General features: G+C 67.9%; 17 protein-coding genes. 6 read left to right on the top strand and 11 right to left on the bottom strand.

What is annotated here, in order from left to right; genetic code table 11:
- Positions 1-81: 81 nt before the first annotated feature.
- The 4 genes from EIZ45_RS06520 (at position 82) to EIZ45_RS06505 (ending at position 7,719) form a co-directional block, all read left to right on the top strand.
- Complete coding sequence (locus EIZ45_RS06520; RefSeq protein WP_134664500.1) at positions 82-1,581, top strand: cytochrome ubiquinol oxidase subunit I; 1,500 nt, start codon at positions 82-84, stop codon at positions 1,579-1,581.
- A gap of 291 nt (positions 1,582-1,872) precedes the next feature.
- Positions 1,873-2,880 (top strand): cytochrome d ubiquinol oxidase subunit II, encoded by a 1,008-nt coding sequence (gene cydB / locus EIZ45_RS06515; RefSeq protein ID WP_037807007.1) that lies wholly within the window; start codon positions 1,873-1,875, stop codon positions 2,878-2,880.
- Between the two features lie 44 nt (positions 2,881-2,924).
- Positions 2,925-6,467 (top strand): thiol reductant ABC exporter subunit CydD, encoded by a 3,543-nt coding sequence (cydD, locus tag EIZ45_RS06510; protein ID WP_134664498.1) that lies wholly within the window; start codon positions 2,925-2,927, stop codon positions 6,465-6,467.
- 70 nt (positions 6,468-6,537) lie between these two features.
- Positions 6,538-7,719, top strand: a complete 1,182-nt coding sequence (locus EIZ45_RS06505; protein WP_134664496.1) for a GAF domain-containing sensor histidine kinase — start codon at positions 6,538-6,540, stop codon at positions 7,717-7,719.
- Positions 7,720-8,879: 1,160 nt separating this feature from the next.
- Here the strand turns inward: EIZ45_RS06505 and EIZ45_RS06500 are convergent.
- Positions 8,880-10,019, bottom strand: coding sequence for an epoxide hydrolase family protein (locus EIZ45_RS06500; RefSeq protein WP_134664494.1), 1,140 nt, complete (start codon positions 10,017-10,019; stop codon positions 8,880-8,882).
- Between the two features lie 59 nt (positions 10,020-10,078).
- Here EIZ45_RS06500 and EIZ45_RS06495 point away from each other — a divergent pair, with 59 nt between their 5' ends.
- Positions 10,079-11,035 (top strand): YafY family protein, encoded by a 957-nt coding sequence (locus EIZ45_RS06495; protein ID WP_134664492.1) that lies wholly within the window; start codon positions 10,079-10,081, stop codon positions 11,033-11,035.
- Position 11,036: 1 nt separating this feature from the next.
- Here the strand turns inward: EIZ45_RS06495 and EIZ45_RS06490 are convergent, their stop codons facing one another.
- From EIZ45_RS06490 to EIZ45_RS06465, 6 genes are all read right to left on the bottom strand, one after another.
- Positions 11,037-11,663, bottom strand: a complete 627-nt coding sequence (locus EIZ45_RS06490) for a response regulator transcription factor (protein WP_009085782.1) — start codon at positions 11,661-11,663, stop codon at positions 11,037-11,039.
- Between the two features lie 72 nt (positions 11,664-11,735).
- Entirely contained in the window at positions 11,736-12,716 is a 981-nt protein-coding gene (locus EIZ45_RS06485; RefSeq protein ID WP_134664490.1) for a hypothetical protein, read from the bottom strand.
- A 1-nt stretch (position 12,717) separates the two neighbouring features.
- Positions 12,718-14,646: a hypothetical protein gene (locus EIZ45_RS06480; protein WP_134664488.1), complete on the bottom strand. Its 1,929-nt coding sequence runs from the start codon at positions 14,644-14,646 to the stop codon at positions 12,718-12,720.
- A gap of 77 nt (positions 14,647-14,723) precedes the next feature.
- The gene (locus EIZ45_RS06475) at positions 14,724-15,476 is read right to left on the bottom strand and encodes an adenylate/guanylate cyclase domain-containing protein (protein WP_134664486.1); all 753 of its coding nucleotides are present in this window, start codon (positions 15,474-15,476) and stop codon (positions 14,724-14,726) included.
- Positions 15,477-15,585: 109 nt separating this feature from the next.
- On the bottom strand, positions 15,586-16,254 hold the full coding sequence (locus tag EIZ45_RS06470) for a Crp/Fnr family transcriptional regulator (protein ID WP_158714396.1): 669 nt from the start codon (positions 16,252-16,254) through the stop codon (positions 15,586-15,588).
- A 62-nt stretch (positions 16,255-16,316) separates the two neighbouring features.
- Positions 16,317-16,637, bottom strand: a complete 321-nt coding sequence (locus EIZ45_RS06465) for a nucleotide pyrophosphohydrolase (protein ID WP_134664482.1) — start codon at positions 16,635-16,637, stop codon at positions 16,317-16,319.
- 108 nt (positions 16,638-16,745) lie between these two features.
- Between EIZ45_RS06465 and EIZ45_RS06460 the strand changes: the two genes are divergently transcribed.
- Positions 16,746-17,609: a hypothetical protein gene (locus EIZ45_RS06460; protein ID WP_205670019.1), complete on the top strand. Its 864-nt coding sequence runs from the start codon at positions 16,746-16,748 to the stop codon at positions 17,607-17,609.
- Here EIZ45_RS06460 and EIZ45_RS06455 read toward each other — a convergent pair.
- The 4 genes from EIZ45_RS06455 to EIZ45_RS06445 all read right to left on the bottom strand — a co-directional run bounded on the left by EIZ45_RS06455 (position 17,606) and on the right by EIZ45_RS06445 (position 21,201).
- Positions 17,606-19,159, bottom strand: coding sequence for a DUF1841 family protein (locus EIZ45_RS06455; protein WP_167756359.1), 1,554 nt, complete (start codon positions 19,157-19,159; stop codon positions 17,606-17,608). The two genes, EIZ45_RS06460 and EIZ45_RS06455, sit on opposite strands and share 4 nt — an antisense overlap.
- Before the next feature lie 34 nt (positions 19,160-19,193).
- A complete protein-coding gene (locus tag EIZ45_RS45980) occupies positions 19,194-19,343 on the bottom strand; it encodes a hypothetical protein (RefSeq protein WP_009085794.1) in 150 nt (49 codons plus the stop codon).
- A 164-nt stretch (positions 19,344-19,507) separates the two neighbouring features.
- Positions 19,508-20,443 (bottom strand): type I pantothenate kinase, encoded by a 936-nt coding sequence (coaA, locus tag EIZ45_RS06450; protein ID WP_043837852.1) that lies wholly within the window; start codon positions 20,441-20,443, stop codon positions 19,508-19,510.
- Positions 20,444-20,577: 134 nt separating this feature from the next.
- The gene (locus EIZ45_RS06445) at positions 20,578-21,201 is read right to left on the bottom strand and encodes a macro domain-containing protein (RefSeq protein WP_043837850.1); all 624 of its coding nucleotides are present in this window, start codon (positions 21,199-21,201) and stop codon (positions 20,578-20,580) included.
- Positions 21,202-21,258: the final 57 nt, after the last annotated feature.

Genomic DNA, 21,258 nt, shown 5'->3' with positions numbered 1-21,258 from the left:
AGGTCGGCGGGACGTTGGTCCCGGCGAGTTCAGGACGTGTTGAACTGGCTCGCGCGACTGCGCGCGCGGAGGATCGGACACGTGGATGTCCTTGAGCTCGCGCGGTGGCAGTTCGGCATCACCACCGTCTACCACTTCCTGATGGTCCCGCTGACCATCGGACTTTCGGTGCTGGTCGCGGCCATGCAGACGGCGTGGGTGCGCACCGGCAAGCTGCGGCACCTCAAGATGACGAAGTTCTGGGGCAAGCTGCTGCTCGTCAACTTCGCCATGGGCGTGGTGACCGGGATCGTGCAGGAGTTCCAGTTCGGGATGAGCTGGAGCGCCTACTCCCGGTTCGTCGGCGACGTGTTCGGCGCGCCGCTCGCGATGGAAGGCCTCCTCGCGTTCTTCGTCGAGTCGGTCTTCCTCGGCCTGTGGATCTTCGGCTGGGACCGGCTGCCTCGTCGCGTGCACCTGGCCTGCGCGTGGGCGTTCTCGCTGGCCACGATGGCCTCGGCGTACTTCATTCTCGCCGCGAACTCCTGGATGCAGCATCCGGTCGGCGTCGAGTTCGTGAACGGCAAGCCGACGATGAACTCGATCGGCGCGGTGCTCACGAACAACACGGCGCTCGCCGCGATCCCGCACACGCTGGCCGGCGCGTTCTCGGTAGCGGCGGCGTTCCTGGTCGGCGTGGCCGGATGGCACCTGTGGCGGCGACGGTCGACGTCGGACGAACACCGTGAGGTCTGGCGCTCGTCGCTGCGGCTCGGCGGCTGGGTCGGCGTGGTGGCGTTCGCAGTACTGGCGATCACCGGCGACATGCAGGGCAAGCTGATGTTCGAGCAGCAGCCGATGAAGATGGCGTCGGCGGAAGCGTTGTGCCACACGGAAAAGCCGGCGAGCTTCTCGATCATCGCGATCGGCGACGTCGCTAACGCGAACTGTGAGGACGTCAAAACGTTCAACGTGCCCGCGCTGCTGTCTTTCCTGGCGCACAACGACTTCTCCACCGAGGTCAAGGGCGTGGAGAACCTGGTTTCGGAATACCAGGCGAAATACGGCACGAACTACCCGGACGACCCGGCGCTCGGCGCGCTCGCGGGCAAGCCGATCGACTACGTGCCCAGCCTGCCGGTGACGTACTGGGGCTTCCGGATCATGATCGGCTTCGGCGCGATCTCCGCGGGCATCGGCCTGCTGGCCCTGTGGCTCACCCGACGCGGCCGAATCCCCGGCGGACGCTGGTTCCCGCTGCTGGTGCTCGGCGGCATCGCGACGCCGTTCATCGGCAACAGCGCGGGCTGGATCTTCACGGAGATGGGGCGGCAGCCGTTCGTGGTCGCGCCCAACCCGACCGGCGTCGAGGGCATGTGGATGTTCACAGCGCAGGCGGTGTCGAGGCTGACGGTGGGCGAGATCCTGACGTCGCTGATCGCGTTGACGCTGCTGTACGCGGTGCTGGGCGTGGTGGAGCTGTACCTGATGCGCAAGTACGTACGGGGCGGCGTGGACGCGGTGATGCCGCCTGCCGCTGCTTCCTCTTCTGACGAAGGTTCGGATGATTCCGATGACCAGGCGCTTTCGTTCGCCTACTGACCCGGTGGAGCGGGCCGGGGTGCCGCCAGAAGACCCGGAGGGCCGGGTCTGGGCGCGGCCCGCTCCACTGGCCTGGACCGGCTGGCGAGACCAGCCTCCCGCCGAGAACGCAGCCCCCGCCCTCACCGGGGGGACGCCCCGTACCCAGCGTAATCGGTTCGTGGCTCTCGCGGGTTACCCACAGCGAATCTGTGGACAACTCGGCGGGTTGTGGATAACTCAGGGCCATCGTGGGGGCAACCCGGTGGCCGACCGGATGACGCCGGCGCACGCCGGACGAGGTGAGTGGGCATGACGCTCGAAACGCTGTGGTTCGCGATCGTCGCGTTGTTCTGGCTGGGGTATCTCTTCCTCGAAGGATTCGACTTCGGCGTCGGGATGCTGCTGCCGGTGCTCGGGAAGACGAACACCGAGCGGCGCGTCCTCGTCAACACGATCGGGCCGGTCTGGGACGGCAACGAGGTCTGGCTGATCGTCGCGGCCGGGGCGACCTTCGCGGCGTTCCCCGGCTGGTACGCGTCGCTTTTCTCCGGCGCCTACCTCCCGTTGCTGCTCGTCCTCATCGCGCTCATCGGGCGCGGCGTCGCGTTCGAGTACCGCGGCAAGGTCGACTCCGAACGCTGGCGGCGCGTCTGGGACCGCGTGATCATCATCGGTTCCTGGATCCCTCCGCTGGGCGTCGGGCTGCTGCTCGCGACCACCGTGCTCGGCCTGCCGCTCGACGCGCAAGGCAACCGCGTCGGGTCGCCGTTCGAGTCGGTCCGGTGGGACACGCTGCTGGGCGCGGTGGCGATCGTCGGGTTCTCGCTCGTGCACGGCGCGGCGTTCCTTGCCCTGAAAACGACCGGTGACCTGCGGGAACGGGCACGCACCATCGCGCTGCGCATCCTCCCGGTCGGGCTGCTGCCGTTGGTCGCGTTCCTCGTGGTCGTCCAGGTCCGCGAAGGCAAACTGTGGACGCTCTTCTCGCTGGTGATCGTCGTCCTCGCCGCCGCGGTCGCGTGGCTGCGGCTCTACGTCGACCGCGACGGGCAGGCGTTCGCCGCGCTCGCGGTCGTCATCACGGCCGCCGCGGTGACCTTCTTCGGCGCGCTCTATCCGAACGTCCTGCCGTCCACGCTCGACCCGGCGCACTCGCTGACCATCATGAACAGCGCGGTCAGCCACTACACGCTGACGGTGATGACCTGGGTCGGCGCGTTCGGGGCGCCAGCTGTGCTGATCTATCAAGGCTGGACCTACTGGGTGTTCCGCAAGCGCATCGGCGTCCAGCACATCCCGGCGGTGCACGCACCATGACCGAGCTTCCCGGCCGCGCACCCCTTTCCGCCACCGGGTCCCCCATGGACCCTGTGCGGCCGGGCAAGGGTCCGCTCGGCGCGCTCTCGGCCCTGGGGCCGGCCGCGCGCCGAGCGCTGATCCTGGTCGCGGTGCTGTCGTTCGGGAACGCGGTTTTCCTTGTCGGACAAGCTTTTCTGCTGGCGGACATCCTCGCGGACGTGGTCTCCCGGGGGCTGGGGGAAGGGGGCCGCACCGTCCAGTTGGCTGTCCTGTTCGCGCTCGTCGTGGGCCGCGCGGGCACCAGCTGGGCGGTGCGGGTGGTCTCCGCCCGCGCCGCCGCGAGCGCGCAACGCGACCTGCGCGCCCGCGTCGTCGACCACGCGTTGCGCCTCGGCCCGGAATGGCTCGCCCGCCGCGGCCACGGCGAACTCACGACCCTCGTGACCCGCGGCCTCGACGCACTCGATTCCTACTTCCGCGAGTACCTGCCCGCGCTCGTCACCGCCGCGGTCGTCCCCATCGCGGCAGGCGCGGCGATCCTGTGGACAGATTGGCCGTCGGCGGTGATCATCGCCGCGACGGTCCCGTTGCTGCCGATGTTCGCCGTCCTGGTCGGAAAATTCACCGCCGACCGCGTTTCCGGCGCGACGGACGCGGTGCACCGGATGTCCGGCCTGCTGCTCGAACTGGTGCGGGCGCTGCCAGTGCTCACCGCGTTCCGGCGTGCCGATGCCCAGGCCGAAACCGTCCGGAAACTGTCGGACCGGCATCGTCGCGCCACGCTCAAGACGTTGCGTGTCGCGTTCTCCTCGGCATTCGTGCTCGAACTCGCGGCGACGCTCTCGGTCGCCTTGGTGGCGGTCGTCATCGGCGTTCGGTTGGTGTCGGGATCGCTCCCGCTGGCGATCGGACTCGGCGTGCTGATCCTCGCTCCCGAGTGCTACCAGCCGATTCGCGCGGTCGGCGCGGCATTCCACGCGAGCGAGGACGGCGTGGAAGCGGTCCGCCGGGTGACCGCGGTGCTCGCGGAGCCGGTCCCGGCCGAAGGAACGCGGACCGCGCCCTGTGGATCGTTGGTTGTGTCCGACCTAAAAGTCGCTCGACGCGGTGGATTCGCTCCCGACGGCGAGAGTTTCTCCGTCCGGCGCGGCCAGATCGTGTGGCTGCGCGCGCCGAGCGGTGGCGGTAAATCGACCACGCTAGCGACCTTGCTGGGCTTCGTGCCGTCCTACGACGGGTCGGTGCTGGCCGGAGACGTACCGCTGGCTCAGGCCGACCTCGAACGGTGGCGCGCGGGGATCGCCTGGGTCCCGCAGTCGCCGGTTTTCAGCGGCGGCACCGTGCGGGAAGAACTCGCGGTCGCTGGACCGGACGTCGACGCGATGCTCGGCGAACTCGGCCTGCACGGCCTCGCCGACCGTCCGGTCGACCGGCTTTCCCAAGGACAACGCCAGCGCGTCGCCGTGGCTCGGGCATTGTTGCGAGTTCAGTCAGGCGCGTGGTTGCTCCTGCTGGACGAGCCGACCGCACACCTGGACGACGTCAACGCGCGCCGGGTCATGGACGCCGTCGAGCGAGCCGTCGAAAACGGTGCGGCGGCGGTCATCGCTGCGCACGAACGTTCAGCCGCAGTCGCTGTTCAGGACTCGGCTCCCGCGGCGGTCAGTGAGTCCACTTCGGACAGTTTTGATGCCCGACCGCTTCCTTGGCGGATGCTGCTCGACCGACGGCTGTTCTCGGGAGCCCTGTTAGGTGCCTTGGCACTCTTGGCCGGGATCGCCCTCACCGCGACCTCTGGCTGGTTGATCGCCAAAGCTTCGTTGCAGCCGCCGATTCTGACCTTGACGGTCGCGGTCGTCGGGGTGCGCGCGTTCGGACTCGGCCGGGCCGGACTCCGGTATGTCGAACGGCTCGTGACGCACGACGCCGCCTTCCGGATCGCCGGACGGTTGCGTGTTCGGCTATGGAATGCGTTGGTGCGCTTGGGTCCTGCGCGCAGTCTCGAAGCCGGGGAGAGCCAGCGGCGGTTGGTGACGGACGTCGACACGGTGCGCGATCTGCTGCCGCGAGTCGTGTCGCCGCCGATCGTGGTCGGGCTGGTCGCGGCCGGGGCTGTCGCGGTGCAGACGTTGGTGCTGCCGTCGGCCGGTTTGGTACTGGCCTTGACTGTGCTGGTCGGCTTGGCGGCACCGGCGGTCGCGTTGCGGTTGGAGCGACGGGCGACTTCGGCCCTGGCTGCTGGACGCCGGGACGTCGCTGCGCGGGTGCTGGTGCTGTTCTCGTCGGCGGCGGAACTGCTCGCTTACGGCGGGGCGGCTTCGCGTCGCCGCGACTTGGCCTCGACGGACACCCGACTGGCCGCCGACACCCGACGGCAGGCCTTCGGCGCAGGCGCGGCGGATGCACTGATCACGCTGGCGACCGGGGCGGCCGCAGTGGTCAGCACGATGCTGGCGGCGGGCGCGGTCGGCCGTGGGGAGCTGGCGGGGGTGATGGCTCCGCTGCTGGCGTTGGTGCCCTTGGCGCTGGCCGAGGTGTTGGCGCTGTTGCCGCAGGCGGCGGTGCATTGGGACACCCTGCGAGCGGCTCGGATTCGGCTTGGCGCGGTGGTCGGCGAGTCGGAGGTCGGGCGTTCTCAGAGTGCGGCTGGTTTTGCCGGGGGTGTGTGCGAAGCGGATGGCCGAGCGCGCGCTGCGGTTGGTTCCACTGGCGGCATCCACGAAGTAGCAGGTCGCGCGGGAGCGGGGAGGTCGCGGGGTGTGGCTGGTTTTGCCGGGGGTGCGTGCGACGCCGACGCCCGAGCGCATGCTGCGGTTGGTTCCGCTGGGGACATCCACGAAGTAGCAGGTCGCGCGGGAGCGGGGCGTTCGCGGGGTGCGGCTGGTCCCGCCGGGGACGTTGACGAAGAAGCCCGTCGTGCTGAACCGGCGGGTTCCCTTGTCGCTCAGTCCGTCGACGAGCCGGACTTGGAGCGTGCAGCTGCGGTTCGGTTGCGGGGTGCCGAGCTGGGGTGGCCTGGCGGCGAGGCGGTGCTGAAGGACGTCGAGTTGAGCGTGCCGACCGGGGCTTATGTGGCGGTCGTCGGGCCGAGCGGGGCTGGGAAGTCGACGTTGGTGGCGGCCTTGCTGGGGTTCCTCGAGCCTCGTCGCGGCGAGGTCGTGGTGCCGGCGAAGGTGGCTTGGGCACCGCAGGAGCCGATGCTCGTCTCGACCACTGTGGCGGAGAATTTGCGGCTCGCTGATCCGTTGGCGGAGACGTCCGATTTGCGGCGGGTGCTGGATCAGGCGCAGTTGCCGGAGCTGGATTTGGCGACGGTGCTCGACAGCGCCGGGGGCGGGTTGTCTGGTGGGCAGGCGCAGCGGGTCGCGTTGGCGCGGGCGTTGCTGGCGGCTTCGTCGGCGGAGTTGGTGTTGCTTGACGAGCCGACGTCGCATCTCGACGAGCCCACGGCGCGGGCGTTGCGGGCGACGTTGCGTACAGAGCTTGCTGGACGGACGGTCGTGCACGTAACGCACAATGCGGATGAAGAGCTGCAAGCGGACATCGTTTTCGAGGTCCGGGACGGGCGCGTCGTGCGGCGGGCGTTGCCGCGGGTGGCGGCGTGACGGAGGGTTGTTGGTGACGGTCACGATTTCGGGTCTGGGGCAGGGCTCCGCGCTAAGGTCGGAGTTGCTTATGGACCCGACACTCGCCGCACGCGCCCTTTCCGCGGCTACGGAGATCACCAGCACCGCGCTGTCCGGGGACGACCCGGAGGGGGTGCTGGAAACAGTCGTGGCCAGAGCCGTCGAGCTGGCGGACGCGGACCTCGGGCTGGCGATGGTCAGCGCCGATGACGGGCGCGTCGTGGTCGAGGCGGCGTATGGGGTCGACGGCTTTCTCGCCGAGGTGCAGACGGGCGACGGTGACGGCGGGCCGGTCGGGGAACTGCGCGGGCTGACCCTCGGGACGGATTCCGCGGCGGGCCAGGTCGCGCGCGGCAGTGAGCCGATCGCGGCGGAGGACTTCATCGTCGACCCGCGCACGGCCCCGTATGTGCCGGACGAACTGCGCGGGTACGGACCGTTCGCGGCCGCGCCGTTCGGTTCCGGCGGGCGGGTGCTTGGTGCTCTCACGGTGTACCGACGACAAGGTCGCGAGCCGTTTTCCGCGGGCACGGTCGAGATGCTCGCGGCGTTCGCGGCGCAGGCCGGGGTGGTGCTCGCGCTGGCGGAGGGCGCGAACGCGCGGCATCGCGTCACCCTCTACCAAGAGCGCGAACGCATTGCCCGCGAGCTGCACGACGTGATCGTGCAACGGCTCTACGGCACCGGCATGCAACTGGACCGGGTCCGCCGCAACATGCGCAAACGCTTCGCGCAGGCCGACGGGGCCCGGCTGTCCGACGCGATCGACCAGCTGGACCAGACCATCGAGGAAATCCGCGGCACCGTGCGCGCCCTGCGCTCGCCGGAGCCACGACACGACCCCGGCACCCCGACCGACCTCGCCGAATCCGCGCGCGGCGAAGTGCGCATCGCCGGCGAGTTGCTCGGGTATCCGCCGACGCTGGAGCTGTCCGGCGAGTTCGCCGACATCCCCGCCGAGCGGGCCGACCACATCCGTGCCGCACTGCGCGAGGCGCTGTCCAATGTGGTCCGACACTCCGGTGCGAGCGAAACCCGCGTGACCCTGACCCGCGACGCGGAGGGTGTGAAGCTTCGCGTGCGGGACAACGGATCCGGCGTGCCGCAAGGGGTCGCGACCCGGGGGCTGCGGCATCTCGCCGAGCGTGCTGATGCTGCTGGTGGCCGGTTTTTCCTCAATTCTTCGCCGAGTTTGGGGACGCTGGTCGCGTTTGACCTGCCGCTTGAGTGAGTGGTTCGGTGGTTGGGTTGTTGCGCAGGGTTCAGTAAGTGCAGCGGAGCGACGGCAGCCGCAGTGTGGCGATGGAGAACTGCGGTTGGCGACGAGAATCGCAGTGCGGCGACGACAAATCGCGGCGCGGCGACGACAGCCGCAGTGCGGCGACGGCAACCGGTGGCGGAGCGATGACAACCGCGGCGCAGCGCCGAACAACCGCTGTGCGGTCACGAACAACGGCAGCGCGGCGGCGAGAACCGCAGTGCGGCGACGACAACCGCGGCGCAGCGCCGAACGACCGCAGTGCGGTCACGAACAACGGCAGCGCGGCGACGAGAACCGCAGTGCGGCGACGACTACTGTGGCGCAGCGACGAACAACCGCAGCGCGGCGATCGACGCTGAAGCAGCCATGCCGCAACGTCGACACCGCACGCGCGACCGCGCTCCTTGCAGCTGTGACGGGACGCCCGCCGCGTAGCCACCGCGTACCCACCACGCTGCGACTCCACCGCACGGCAACTCCACCGCATCGGTGACAGTTCGCGTTGCACCGACCGCCGTGACCGGATTGCCTTGGCTGCCAAGGCAATAAGGCAATAACCCGTCCAGCGTCGAGTCCTGAGCGGACTCCGAAGCGGCAGTTACCGCGCCGCGCGCGCACGTCGCGGTAACCACATCGCGTCGAGCTGACATCGGACTCGTCAGGGGCAGCCGCACAGCACGGCGTAGCTCTGCACTGTGTCGTCGACCCCGCGTCGCGGCGACCTAGCGCAGTACCGAAACGCCACCTCGACCTAGCACTGTTTCAAGCCAGCCACCTAGAATCCGCCGCCTCGGATCGCAGGAAACGCGCTGTGTGTGCGTGTCTGAATCGCGTTTGTCCTGAATCGTCGCGGCAAACACGCCGCATCGACCTCGCGCCGTTGTGAACCCACCGCTGTGAACACACCGCGCATCAAGAGATTCAGCCTTCACGAGTCATCGAACACACTCCTTCCTCGAATTCGCTCTGCCACCGAGCCGTTCCCCATGGTAGCGAAGAATCGAACATCCATTCGGCACTCAATTGGGTGAACCACTCCCTGGAAGTCGGCTACCCACAGCTCTGTCTTGGACGCCGAGAACCCCGTCCGCAGCAACGCGGGCGGGGTTTGGGCGCGGAATCAGCAGGGGTCAGTCGCGGTTAGCGAAGAAAGCGCGAATGTCGCCGGCGAGGAGGGCGGGGCGTTCCATCGCCGCGAAGTGGCCGCCTTCCTCGAAGCGGCTCCAGTGCACGATGTTGGTGTTGTCGCGTTCGGCGAAGGTCTTGATGGTCTGGAAGTCGTCCTTGAACACCGCGACCCCGGTGCGCGCGTCGCTCACCCGCGGCTCGGCCTGTGCGCGGGCGTTCTCCAGGTAGCTGCGGCTCATCCCGGAAGCGGCGTTGGCGAACCAGTTCACGCTCACCTCCAGCAGGATCGTTTCCAGCGGCACCAGCGAGGTCCCGTTGCCGAAGGAGTTGAACAGCTCGCTGTAGGCGAGTAATCCGATCGGGGAGTCACTGAGGCCAACGGAAACCGTCTGGGGGCGCGACGCGTTCATCGTGTTGTAGCCACCGACTGATTGAAACCATTGCATGTGCGCGAGGCCGGCGTGATCGGCCGGTTCGAGGCGTTCGAATTCCGCCGGGTCGCCGGACGGGAACGAGAACAGCTGCAGGACGTGCAGGCCGAGGAAACCGTCCGGGTTCAGCAAGCCGAGCTCCCTGGCGACCATCGCGCCGTTGTCCGAGCCGTGGATTCCGTAGCTCTCGTACCCGAGGCCGCGCATCAAGCGGTCGTACGCGGCGGCGACGCGGGCGACTGTCCAGCCCGCTTCGGCGACGGGCTGGGAGAAGCCGTAGCCGGGTGCGTCGGGGATGACGACGTCGAAGGCGTCCTCGGCGCGGCCGCCGTGTGCGACCGGGTCGACGAGGCGGTCGATCAGGTCGAGGTAGTCGACCGACGAGCCGGGATAGGTGTGCGCGAGCAGCAGCGGCGTCGCGCCGGGATGGGCGGAGCGGACGTGGATGAAGTGGAACGTCTGGCCGTCGATCTCGGTGGTGAAGTGCGGGAAAGAGTTGATCCGCGCTTCGGCGGCGCGCCAGTCGAAGCTCCGCCACGCCTCGAGCGCCGTCCGCAGGTAGGCGTTCGGGGTGCCGGCGTCCCAGTCGTCGGTCGGCGACGGCTGCGGCAGGCGCGTGCGGGCGAGGCGGTCGTGCAGGTCCGCGAGTTCGGCGTCGGTGACCTCGACGGTGAAGGGGCGGAGGGCGAGGGAGGCGGTTGCGTTCGTCATGAGAAGAACACTAGGAGGCTATTAGGTAGGATCAGTTCCTAATAGAATAAGGAGTTTCGATGGCCGATCCGACGGCGCGGTTGCTGGCGCTTCTCGCTCTCCTGCAGACGGCCGCTGGGCGGAGCGGCCGGGAACTGTCGGAGCGCCTGGGCGTCTCGGCCCGCACGATCCGGCACGACGTCGAACGGCTGCGTGACCTGGGTTATCCCGTCGAGGCGACGCGCGGGAACGTCGGCGGCTACCGGCTGGGCTCGGGCGGGAAGCTGCCACCGCTTCTGTTGGACGACGAGGAGGCGGTGGCGGTCACCGTCGGGCTGCGGGCGGCGGCGGGTATCTCCGGGATCGAGGAGGCCGGCACGCGGGCGCTCGCGAAGCTCGAACACGTCCTGCCGTCGAGGCTGCGTCCGACGGTCGACGCCCTGCGCTCGACAATCGACCGCGGTCCGGAGAACACCGGCACCGACGCGCCCGATCCGGAGGTCGACGGTGCCGTGCTGCAGGAGGTCGCGCGGGCGATCCGGCACGTCGAATGGCTCCGCTTCGACTACGCGGACGAGTTGCGGCTGGTCGAGCCGTACCGGTTGCTCAGCTGGCAACGACGCTGGTACCTGGTCGCGCGCGATCCGCAGGACGGCAACTGGGCGACCTACCGCGTCGACCTGATGCAGCCGCGGATGCCGACCCGCCGCCGGTTCGAGCCGAATCCCTTGCCCGGCGGGGATTACACCGGCTTCGCGATGCGCACGATCGCGGCGAGCGGGTGGATCGTGCACGCGCGGCTGCGCATCGACGCCTCGGCGGACGAGGTGCTGGCGCGGATCAATCCGACGGTCGGCGTCGTCGAACCCCTTGACGAGCACCAATGTGTACTCGTCACCGGCGCGGACAGTTTGGACACCGTGGCTGTCTACATTGGAATGCTGATGATGGACTTCACGGTCGAATCGCCGCCGGAGCTGATCCCGCGGCTGCAGTTGTTGTCCGAACGCTACGGTCGCGCCGTCGCGGGCAGCTGATTCACTTGCCGCGCCGGGCAATCCACGCCGCGGCCTGGGTGCGGCGCTGCATGCCGAGCTTCGCCAGCACGGACGTCACGTAGTTCTTCACCGTTTTCTCGGCGAGGAAAAGCCGCTCGGCGATCTCGCGGTTCGACAGCCCCTGTCCGATCAGCTCCAGGACGTCGCGCTCGCGGTCGGTGAGGGCGGCCAGCTCGTCGGTCGGCGGATGGCGCAGCTTGTCGAGCACGCGAGCGGTGCTGACCGGGTCGAGCAGCGACCGTCCGGCGGCGACCTCGCGGACCGCGTTCACCACGTCCTGGCCGCGAACCTGCTTGAGCAGATAGCCCGAAGCACCCGCCATGATCGCGCCGACCATGGCTTCCTCGTCGTCGAACGCGGTGAGCATGAGGCAGGCCGGCGGATTCGGCTTGGACCGCAGCTCGCGGCAGAGCGTGATGCCGTCGCCGTCCCCGAGCCGAACATCGACGACCGCGACATCCGGCTCGACGTGCATGGCCACCGCGAGCGCCTCTTCGACGCTCCCGGCCTCCGCGACCACTTCCAGGTCGGCCTCGTCGCTGAGCAGGTCGCGCAGGCCCCGCCGGACGAGTTCGTGGTCGTCTACGAGCAGCACCTGGATCGGCATATCTCCAGGTTACGGGGCATGGGGCGGTTCGTCTGCCGGTGGTGCCGCACGACACCAGCGGGCATTGAGACCTCATCCCGGACTCGAGCCGTTGGAACGCGGGCGGGAGCCGTTCCGGCGTTCGCCCGCCAGCGTCTCGTCCAGTGTTGCGCGCAACTTGGCCAGTTCGCTGTCGCGGCCCCGTGAGCTCGCCGAGTCGAGGAGCGCGAGCCGCATTTCCTGGCGGTCGAAGTCGTCGGCCTCGCTCATCAGTCGTCCCACCGCGTTGCGGAACGGGTCGTCGCTGTCGAGCAGGTTCCGGCCGATCGGGATGTCGTAGGTGTGGATGTAGTCGAGGACCGTCTTCACCTCCACCTTGTCCTGGCTCAGCATCATAGCGAGCAGGCTCACTTTGCCGGAATCGATCACTTCGCTGAAAAAGCTGATGCGCTCACGGTCCATTTCGCGTTGCTCACGGTCGACGATGCGAGCCCGCCGGATCGTCTCGAGTGCGTGCCGGTGCAGGGAACCGGCACCGTTGAGGCGGAAAAGCGTGTCGGCCTTGCCCCACGAGATGGGGCCCTCGCTGACCGGGATCATCGGAGCGAGCAGCCGGTCGGCGACGTCCGCGAGGTCTTCTACCTCGTCCAACGCGGTTCGGTGCACGACTGGGCGCAGCCGGTCCTCAACACTGCTGCGGATGGCGTCGAGGTGATCGAACTTCGGCCGGTAGATCAGGGCGACCGGATCGGTGACCTGCCAGATCACCGAGATAGTCGCCTCGACGATGCCGCCTTCGTTCGCTGTTTCGAACACGCTCGTAAAGGTCATGCTGGTCGGCGAGATGTCGACCTCGTAGAGGTCCTTCACGTGCTTCGCCATGCTCAGCCCGAGCTTGTGCACGCCGGTTGTGGAGCCCAGGTGCAGATTCGTGCTGGCCCACATCCCGTCGTCGCAGCGGGCGACCAGGACCCGGTCGTGCCGCTTGCGCGATTGATGGCGCAGGATGGCAGCGAAGGGACGGGGAAGCCGGCGCACCCCGTGCCAAGACTGGTAGGGCGATTCGTTCTCCATCTCAGATTTCCTTCACGATCAGATCGAGTTGACAGGCGAGTCCTCGAGAGTTTTCGCGATGTGCGTCCAGATATTTTCGGAGGTCGTATCCAAAACGCCGGACAAAATCGGAGTCGCCGGTGAGGAGGGTGTGCAGCAGGTATCTGCTCTTCGCGGCCTCGCTGGCGGAGATAGTCGCCAAGGCGCCCTGGTTGGCCAGCCATCGCATCATCAGCGGTCGGTACTTCCGGCTCGTGAGCAGTGCGGAGCCGACCAGCCGCACCGCGGGCTTGTCGCGTTCGGTGAGCGGTTTCTCCGCTCCAGCGACGAAAAGAGCCTTGATCGCGCACTGATAAGCCATGGCCTGGGCTTGTGCCCCTCCGGTGAGCAGCCACACCGCCGCGGTGCTCAGGACCAGGCTTCGATTGTTGGGCTCGGCCAGCAGCGCCTGCACGGCCCTCGGGATCAAGTACCGGAGGCTCTCGTCGCAGTTCTTGGTGAGCCTTCCCAGCTGGGTCATAGCGAATTCGGGATGAGCTTTTCCAAATTCGACTCCGCAGGCGATGGCGACCGCATGGCGGTAGCAGGCTGGTGCGTTCGGCTTGCTCCAATGCCGCAAGACGTCCTTGATCTGCTGGATGTACCCGGGATTGGCGCACAGCGCGCCCAGTACTGTCGCGGCCATGGTCTGGCTGTGGACTGGTTTGTCCGGGCCTAGCCAAGGAAGAACCCATTGCATCGGGTCGGGTTCCGCGGCGGAGGCCAGTGTGGTGCCGAATCGGGTCAGTGCCCTTCGTTGTGCTGGCGACTCGCTGAGCAGTTCCTTGGTGAGCGTGCACAGCCATTCCTGAATGACGGGCCGGACCCGTTCGAACTCGGTCCACACGAAGCTCAGCAGCCGTGGCCCCCAACCCGGACGGCTGAACCTGACCGGCCCTAGTGCGACGTTCGAACCAGAGGCGTTGCGCACGACGTGTGCGTGGACCGAGTTCAGCCGGTCGCTCCTGCTCCGATCGAGGAGATCAGGCGGCTGGTAAGGCCAAATTTCCCCGTTCTCTGGATTGGCCAGTACTTTTTCGAGTTTCTTGGCAGCGGAGGCGATATCGTAATACGGGCATTCTTCGAGCAAGGAAACGGTAATGGCGAGAGCCCTGCTGCTCACGTCAGGATGCTCTTCGAACCAAGCCTGGATGTCCTCGTCAGCACGGCTCGTCAACGTGGCTTTCACATCGGCCAACGAATGTTCTCCCGCTTCGACCGCGGCCAGCAGTCTAGCCACTTCCGCGGCATGGCGTGGTCCACGATGCACCGGCGAGACGGTTTCGAGGTCGATCTCGCTGAGCAGGTCGGCCCGGCGGTCGTCGGAGATTCCGCGCGCGGTCAGATGAGCCTGTACGACGGCTGATGTCGGTGGTGCGGCCAATTCGGCGACGTATTTAGTGACGTTGCCTAGTTCCGGCTTGCCCAGGAAAGTCAGCACCAGATACGAGTGCTGCGATCGAAGCCGCTCCGACAGTTGGTCCAGTGTGCGCTCGCAGTCCTCCGGCGACCAACCGGTGGCATCGTGATTTGCCCACAGGTAACCGGTCGTAGTCGCCTGGTGGGTCAAGAGGTCTTTCGGCGGACGGGTCGGGTTGAGGTGGTGCAGCGATTCGAGGTTGAGGTCGATCAGCAGGCGGATTCCAGAGTGGGTCCGCCCGCTTGAATGTCCGGCCAGCACGACGAGATGCCGCTTCCGGAGGATGGCAGCCGCATCGGCGAACCGCTCGGGGAAGCAGAACGCCTCGGCGGCTTGGGTGATCCGGTCCTCCGGCACCGGTCCTTCCACCAGGCTGGATTTGGCGGTTTCCGGTTCATCCGGCTTGAAGATCTGGTAGATGTCCCCGTTGTGGTCGCCTTCGACGTTTGTCCCGGTGACGGTGGGTGATTCGGTTCGTTCTGGGATATCCACCGGGCCCGCGGCGGCTGGACTGTCGGGTGCCGGGGACTCGGCGGACGGAGGTTCGGCGGGTGCTTCGGTTGCCGCAGTCACCGCGGCCCGCCAGGAACGTGGATGGTCGACTCGATCGGCCCGTAATTCGAGCCTTGCAGGTTCACCCCGTACACGGTTTCAGTGTTGAACTGCGGTGCCGACCCATTGCTGCTCGGGTTCCGCGCGACGCTTGGCGTCGAGGGCCGGCTGGGTTTCGCGGGCTCGGGCAATGCTTCCGGATCGAGCCCGGGCGCCCAGACCCAGCCCTGTTCTCCGAACTCCTTGTGGCCGAGGCGCAAGGGAGCGAACTGGTCCGGGCGCAGGTGGGCGGTGTGCCTGCCTTTCACCGCGGCCCGATAGGCCTGGTCCGAGACCACTAGGGCTACCGGCACCTCGCGACGGGCTTCGAGGTCCTTCACCAGTTCGTCGAACGCTTTCGCGGCCAGAAGCCGGGAGAGGTTGATCGTCGGCCGTTGATAGCGCTCGTCCTCCGTCACGACGACCGGTGCGGTATGCACTGCCAGCCGCAGCCGAATGGTCGGGCGGTGCCGGCGGTTGTGCTGGTACAGCTTCGGCTGGAGCAAGTACGCGGCGTCGATCAGCGCGGGCAGGTTCTGCTCTGGGAAAGCCGACAGGGAGCCGTCGCCGGTATAGGAGTAGTTGGCGCGTGCGGTCAGGTCGGCACCGGACTCCGTCAATGCCGCCTCGACGAATTCTTTCGCGTCGCGTCGGAGGTCGTCGAGCTGATCGTCGTCGACCTTGGACGAGTCGACGATGTCGTAGCCGAACAGCGCTTTTGAGCTGGGCATTGGCATTTTTTCTCCCCTTCCCGTGATCCGGTGCGGAGAGTCTTCGATACGACCTGGCCCGTCGACTACCACCTCGTGGGTAGACAGGGGAGCGGAATCGTGCTAATCGTCACCGCTCGACAAGCGCCCGTAAGCGAGGCAGATCACGCAGGACGAACAGCAACCGTCCGGTGCGGACGACGCCGTCGGAGGTCAACCGGGCGAGCGCGGCGTCAACCGACTTGGGCGACGCGCCGACAGTCTGGGCCAGCTCGCGCCGGGAGAACCCGGTGATGGTGATGTGGCTCGGGCCGGTGCGACCGAACGATTCCGCCCACGAGAGCAGGGTTTGCGCGACCCTGCCCAGCACGTCGACCGAGAGCTGGGTCAGTCGAGCCTGTTCGGCTCGCTGCAACCGCAGCCGGACCGCGGTCAGCAAGTACCGCATCGCCTGCGGGTGGCGGACAGTGAAAGCACGGAACGCGGATCCGGGGATCTCGGTGACGAACCCTGGCCGCCTGCCGACGCCAGAAGCCGATCGCGGACTCTTCTCCACCGCGCTCACCTCGCACATGAGTTCGCCGCGGCCGTAGATGCCGACAATCAGCTCGGTCCCGTCGGCGTCCGCCACAGAGACCGTGACCAGGCCGGATTCGATGAGAAACACGCTTCCGTGCGGATCGTCTTGCCGGAAGAGCCGGGTGCCGGTCCGGAAAGGACGGCGTACTCCCTGGCTTCTCAGCTCGTCGAGCGCGGCCTGCTCCATCCAGGTCGAGAACGCTGGCGGCGCACTATCCACCGGCTCAGTGTCTCTCAACCGATACTGCCAGGGAAGCGGCCGAGTCGGCGATTGATCCGGTTTCATCGGGCTAGCGGAGGGAACCTCTTCTCGTTCCGGTCCACCTTCGCGTTCGCCGCTTCCAGCAGGTCGATCCCCAGTACGTCCGCCAGCCGGACCAGGTACAGCATCACGTCGGCGATTTCGTCCTGGACGTTGAACTCCTGGGCCGGGTCCGCGCGCCAGTTCGCGGCTTCCTCCGGGGTCAGCCACTGGAACAGGGCGATCAGCTCGCCTACTTCGCCGGACAGGGCCATCGTCAGGTTTTTCGGGGTGTGGAACGGTTCCCAGTCCCGGGCGGCGGCGAAGTCGCGGAGGCGCTGGGTGAGGTCTTCTAGGGTCACCGGACCTGATTATCACGCGCGGTGCTCACCTGGGGTGTCCGGGTTGGGCCGAAAAGAGTACGCCGTTGGCCCACACGCCGGTTACGGGCCATACGGCAGACTGTTCGCGTGAGCGTCCCCGACCCGGTCGAGTACACCGCCAAAATCGGTGCGGTTCTCGATACTGTGCGGCGGCTGCTCGACTCCGGCAGCCGCGCTGATCTCGCTCCGCTCGCGCGGCGGGCGGTGGACGACATCGTGGGCATGCTCGAGCAGCACGGTGCGCTCGCGGCGGACCTCGAGGTGCGGCTTGACCAGGCGGTCGCCCTGTACGCGCGGGCTTGTGCGGCTCGGCCGCCCGATCCGGAGCAGCTCGCGGACTGGGTGCTGGAGGCGGCGTTCAGCGGGCGGGCGGGCGCGGTGGCGGATTTCGCGGCGGCGCTCGGGGACGCCGGACTCGCCCGGATGAAGTCCATTGTGGACGAAGTGCTGCGCGGGAAGCAGGCCGAAAAGCGCGAGATCGCCGAGCGGCTGCAGGAGGAAATCGCCGAGGCGAGCGGGGACGTGGACGGGCTGGTCGCCATTCTCGCGGCCAAACCGCCGCGGGTGGACGTCAGCCTCAAGATCGTCCGCGTGTTGCGGGCGGCTGGGCGGCACAGCGAGGCGATCGCTTACGCGGCGCGGGTGTTGACTCCGCAGCGGAAGGAAACACCGCGACAGAAAGAGGCGCCGCGGCAAAAAGAGGTGCCGCAGAAAGAAGAAGAGTCCATTCCGGAGTACCGCGAACGGATCGAGCAGCTGATCGCGCAGAAAGAAGCCGGCGCGTACCGGGAAGCGGCGCAGTGCCTCAAAAAACTGCGCACCCTCCACAAACAAGCGGGGACGGCGGAGGAGTTCACCGGCTACGTCGCCGAGCTGGTGAACGTCCACCGCCGCAAGACCCGGTTGCTCGCGGAGATCCGGTCGGCCCGGATCGCGCTGCCGAAGGGCTAGATTTCGGCCAAGGCGGCGCGGTAGGCGTCGAGGTCGTAGTCCAGCTGGTCTTCTTCCTCGGTTTCGGTCAACTGTCCTTCGAGGACGGTCACCAGGCGGTCGAGGACGTCGGCGCGGGAAAGGTCCTGCTGCAGCAGGTTCTGCGCGGCGGTCCACACCTCGGCGGGCTCGTCGTCCCACAGCTGGTCCACAATGGACGTCTCAAGCGCGAGACGGAGGCCGTCCGCGCCGTCGAATTCTTCCGCGGCCAGCGATTCGTGGTACTCCGGGTGCGCGCCGATCACCAGCAGCCGACGCTGTTCCGGGTCGCCGGGGTCGAGGTCGGTCAGTTCCTCGTCACCGATCACTGTGGACAGTTCGGGCACCGCGAACCGGCGGCGGGCCACCACTTCCAGTGCCTCGTCGGCGGATTCAGTGCCGTCGAGGTAGTCGCTGAAGTCCTCGTCCTCGTCGTCGTCCGAGAGGTACTCGCCGAGATACTCGGTGACCTCTTCCAGCAGTGCGGCCGTGGCGACTTCGGACAGTCCGGCGCGCGCCGCGGCCCAGCCCGCCCAGGACAGCACGACCGGTGCGACGGCGTCCTCGTCTTCCAGCTCGTATTCGCCGTCCAGCAAGGATTCGAGGAACCGCGCCAGCTTCTCCGGACCGACGCGCAGCGGGTTCGCCGGTTCGGTGCGGCAGCCGTGGTCGACCAGCAGATTGGCGATTTCGCGCGCCGCGTCGGCGTCCGGCAGGTTCGTGTCGGCGAGGAACTGGGTGACCGCTTCCTCGCGCTGCGCGGCGGTCCATTCGGCGACCGGCGGCGCCTCGGACGGCTCCGGCAGAGACCGCGCCCAGGTCAGCGCGATGGCGTGGAACCGCGTGTAGTCCTCGCCGACGTCCGGCTCGTCCAGCGCGTCCGTGGCCGCGATCCCGGACACCAGCAGCCGGTGCGCGTCGGCGGGCTCGATTTTCTCCAGTACGACCAGTTCGCCGTCTTCCTCGACCTGCGAGCGCATTTCGGCGAGCACCTCGTGCGGCTCCTCGATGACCACCAGGTCGCGCACCCGGCCGCCCTCGGTGAAGTCCAGCAGCGCCAGCAAACCGAGCGAGTGGTCGCCGCGGGAAAAGACGCACAGCAGCGACGATTCGTCGCCGTAGACATCCCCGGTGCGCCAGCATTCGCCGACGCTGACCTGTCCGACCTCGGCGGCCCACTCCGGCTCCGGGATGCCCCGGCCGAGCACGACGCCGAGCGCCTCGGCGGCCGCCGAACGCTCCTCTTCGGACTCCGCCAGCACCTTCAGCGCGGCCAGCAGCGCCGCCGCACCGGGCGTGATCTTGCGCTGGGCGAACGCGATCAGCTCAAGTCCCAGCTGCGATTCCGGTTCGTCCTCCACGACGACGTCCCGCCACTGCCCGACGACCTCGGAACCCAGCAGTTCGATGTCGAACGGACCGGGCTCGGCCGCGACCGCGGAGAAGTCCCGCAGCACGTCCTTGAACAGACCGTTGACGCTGGGGGCGGTGGGTAGGGAACTCTTCTTGCGCGCGCGGCTCACCGGACTCATGCCGCACATCTTGCCTGGACCCGAAGCTCAGGCCTCAGCTGGTCGGCTCCGCCGTGCCGCGTGCCTTCACGCGCCGTTCGCGCAGCGCGTCGTCGAAGTCGACGACGAACGCCCCGGCGGCCATCGCGACCAGCAGCGTCAATCCCAATACCGCGCCGACCCAGGTCAGGACGATAGTCAACATCGTGGCCTCCTCCGCAGGTCAACTGCTCTCGTCCTGCTGCTCTCAGGGTCGCTTGCGGACGGGGGCGCTGGTATCGGCCAAGTGGTTACGAAGACGCTGGCCGATCGGTCAATTACTCCGGCCGCTGTGCAGCACGAGACCGGAGAGACGCGTGTGGGTGACCCTCAGAGCTTCCGCAGTCGAACACGGTTGATGGCGTGGTCGGCGTCCTTGCGGAGCACGAGAGTCGCACGCGGACGCGTCGGCTTGATGTTCTCCATCAGGTTCGGCTCGTTGATGGTGCGCCACAGGTGCCGCGCTTCTTCGCGGGCCTCGTCGTCGGGCAGGCCGGCGAAGTGGTGGAAGTGCGAGGCGGGATCGGCGAACGCGGTGTGCCGCAGCTTCAGGAACCGCTCGACGTACCAGTGCTCGATGTCGTCGATGTGCGCGTCGACGTAAATCGAGAAGTCGAACAGATCCGAGACCGTCAGGCTCGGGCCGGGCTGCAGGACGTTCAGCCCCTCGATGATGAGGATGTCCGGCCGCTCCACGACCTGTTCCTGGTCCGGGAGGATGTCGTAGGCCAGGTGCGAGTACACCGGCGCGGACACCCGCTCGGCCCCGGACTTCACCTCGGTGACGAACCGCAGCAGCGCGCGGCGGTCGTAGCTTTCCGGGAAACCCTTGCGGTGCATGATCCCGCGCCGGGTCAGCTCGGAGCGGGAGTAGAGGAACCCGTCGGTCGTCACGAGGTCGACGCGCGGGTGGTCGGGCCAGCGGGCGAGCAGGGTGCGCAGGATCCGGGCGGTGGTCGATTTGCCGACCGCGACGCTGCCCGCGATGCCGATCACGAACGGAGCCTTGGTATTGCGACAGTCCTCGCCGAGGAACGTCGTGGTGGCCTCGTACAGCTGTTGCCGGGCCTTCACCTGGAGGTTGATCAGCCGCGAAAGCGGCAGGTACACGTCGGCGACCTCGGCGAGATCGATTTGCTCCCCGAGCCCGCGGAGCCGGACCAGCTCGTCCGCGGTCAGCGGCAGCGGAGTGGAGCTGCGCAGCTCCCGCCACTGTTCCCGATGCAGCTCTACATAAGGGCTGAGTTCACGGACCCGTGTGGGCATCGCACACTCCTCGGCCGTCGCCTGCGCTGGCTCCGTCTGCGCTACTTCCGTAACGCCGTATCAACGGTAGGGCTTACCGCGCGTGAACGCGCTGTGATGTGATGCACGCACCCCTGACCGGGCCGGGAGTTCGATCACCGAAGGTGACCGTTTGCCCCGAAAACTTCCTGCCACGCGGCGGCGACCTGCCGGGCGCACGCGGCCGGAGCCACGCCGCCGACGCCGGTGCCGAGCCCGGGCATCGCGATCGTCCGCACGGCCGAGGAGACCGGGCCGGAATCCAGCTGCCCGCGCTGCCATTGCAGGAACACCGCGCGTGCCGCGAGATACGGGTGGACGGTGTCGGCGGGCAGCCGTTCGCCGGGTTCGCGCATCGTCGGCGCGCTGATCAGCCACGCCGGTTCGGATTCGCCGGTCGGGACGATCACCGACTCGCCGATCGGCAGCTCACCGCCGTAAGAAGCCAGTACCGCGCTGCGCACGCTTTGCTCGATGCCGGGGAACGCCCGCGAGTAGACGGCGTCGATCCCGCCGCGCATCCAGCCGTAGGAGTTGGCCGGGCTGACCACCGCCTGTGCGGAGATGTCGAGCACCGAACCGCGGTGCACCCGGACGGAGCCGCCGAAATCCGCCACGGCGGAGGTCCACGCCGCGGCCAGCGGTTCATCGACGGCGCACAGCACCAATTCCGGCGTTCGGGGAGAACCCGGCAAACCGGCTTCCCCGTGCCCGGCGTGTGTGCCTGAGTCGGCGGTCACCGTTCCAGCATGGCAAAAAACGCCACCCGGCGTAACCGGTTTAGCCACCGGCTGTCC

The sequence above is a fragment of the Amycolatopsis sp. CFH S0740 genome (assembly GCF_004522315.1).
Taxonomy (GTDB): domain Bacteria; phylum Actinomycetota; class Actinomycetes; order Mycobacteriales; family Pseudonocardiaceae; genus Amycolatopsis; species Amycolatopsis nivea.
This window is presented reverse-complemented; position numbering and strand designations above follow the sequence as displayed.